Source organism: Arthrobacter sp. Y3223164 (genome assembly GCF_059091005.1).
Genome location: NZ_JBNHGF010000440.1, coordinates 1 through 2,072 on the forward strand (window position 1 = coordinate 1; position 2,072 = coordinate 2,072).

General features: G+C 66.6%; 2 protein-coding genes. Both read right to left on the minus strand.

What is annotated here, in order from left to right:
- A partial coding sequence (locus AC5RUJ_RS15130; protein WP_494156125.1) for a response regulator transcription factor occupies nucleotides 1-450 on the minus strand: 450 nt, incomplete at its 3' end.
- Nucleotides 451-576: 126 nt separating this feature from the next.
- Nucleotides 577-1,980: an NAD(P)H-quinone dehydrogenase gene (locus AC5RUJ_RS15135; protein WP_494129145.1), complete on the minus strand. Its 1,404-nt coding sequence runs from the start codon at nucleotides 1,978-1,980 to the stop codon at nucleotides 577-579.
- Nucleotides 1,981-2,072: the final 92 nt, after the last annotated feature.

Consider the following 2,072-nt stretch of genomic DNA (forward strand, 5'->3'; position numbering starts at 1 on the left):
GCCGGCCAGGGCCGGCCCCGTCGGGGCACCCCCGCGGGCCCCGACGTCCTCCGGCAGACCGCCGTCGTTGCCCTTTGTAGTACGCGGGCGACGCAGCATCGCGGTGATCCTGGCGCGCAGTTCCCGGGGGCGGAACGGCTTGGTGAGGTAGTCATCCGCGCCGGTCTCCAAGCCCAGCAGCGTGTCCAGTTCTTCGGCGCGCGCGGTGAGCATGATGATGTACGTGTCGCTGAAGCGGCGCACCTGGCGCGCGACCTCGAAGCCATCGATGTCCGGCAGGCCGAGGTCGAGGGTGACGACATCGGGGTTGTGGCGCTTGATGGCGGCAACGCCTTCCATTCCGGAGGAGGCGGTGTGCACCGTAAACCCGGAACTGGACAGGACCGTCGAGATCAACTCCCGGATGTCCAGGTCATCCTCCACAATGACGGCAGTGCGCTGCTCGCTCATCCTTATTCCCCCAACTGACTGACTTCGGTTCATCGTTTCATTACATGGCTATTCGATGATCATAGTCCCAGAAGCTGACAATGTGGCGAAATAATCAGCGGGGAAATGACGGCAGAATGTGCCGCCCTAGAGATGCACGTGCAGCCGCCTCGCCGCCTCGGAAATGGAACCGGTCAGCGACGGGTACACCGTGAACGTGTTGGCGAGATCGTCCACGTGGAGTTTCTGGCTCACCGCCAGCGCGATGGGGAAGATCAGTTCGGAAGCCCGCGGGGCCACCACCACGCCCCCGATGACCGTGCCGGAACCGCGCCGCGCAATGATTTTCACGAAGCCGTCGGAGACGTTCATCATCTTGGCCCGCGCGTTGGTATTGAGCGAGAGTTTGATGATGTCGCCCTGGTACTTTCCCGCGGCGACTTCCTCCTCGGTCACCCCCACGGTGGCGATCTCCGGGCTGGTGAAGATATTGGACGCCACCTGCTTGAGCTTCAGCGGCTTGACGTAGTCGCCCAGCAGGTGGGCCACGGCGATGCGGCCTTGCATCGCGGCCACCGAGGCCAAAGCCAGCACGCCGGTGCAGTCGCCGGCAGCATAGATGTTCGACGCGGTGGTGCGCGAGACGCCGTCCACCTTGATGTGCCCGCCCTCGGTCAGGGCCACCCCGGCCTCTTCGAGCCCGATGCCGGCGGTGTTGGGAACGCCGCCCACGGCCAGCAGACAGTGCGAGCCCTCGACCACCCGGCCGTCGGCCAAGGTGACCAGCACGCCGTCGTCCGTTCGTTCCACGCTGGCGGCGCGGGACTTGGACAGCACGGTCATGCCGCTGCGGGCGAAAACGTCTTCGAGCACCTCGGCGGCGTCGGCGTCTTCGCCCGGCAGCACGCGGTCCCGCGAGGAGACCAGGGTGACCTTGGTGCCCAGCATGCGGTAGGCAGAGGCGAACTCGGCTCCCGTCACGCCCGAACCGACCACGATAAGGTGCTCCGGGATCTCGGTGAGGTTGTACACCTGCGTCCAGTTGAAGATGCGTTCACCGTCCGGCTTGGCCGTGGACAGTTCGCGGGGTGTGGCGCCGGTGGCCACCAGGATGGCATCCGCTGCAATCGTCTCGGTCTTCGTCTCCGTCGACACCGAGATGGTGTTCGGGCCGGAGAGCTTGCCTTCGCCCAGGATGACGCGCACCCCGGCACGCTCCAACCCGTGGTGGATGTCCGCCGACTGGCTCTCGGCCAGCTTCAGCAGGCGGTCGTTGACCGTGCGCAGATCGGCGTAGGCGGCGTTGGAGTCCTCATCGAAGCGGACCCCGAGGTCGTGGGCACTCGCGACCCGCCGCATGGCGTCGGCGGTCGCGATCAGGGTCTTGGACGGCACCACATCGGTCAGCACGGCGGAACCGCCGAGGCCCTTGCGTTCAATGATGGTCACCTTGGCGCCGAGCGAGTTGGCCACCATGGCCGCCTCATACCCGCCGGGGCCCCCGCCCAGGATCGCCAGACGCGGGGCACTGAAATCTATTTGGCTAGTCACGGACTTCATTCTGTCGCATGCCCCGCAACGCCTCAACCTGCCGGCACGGCGTGAAGCAGGCGCCGGCGGCCCGCGCACGGCCGCGGCCCGCG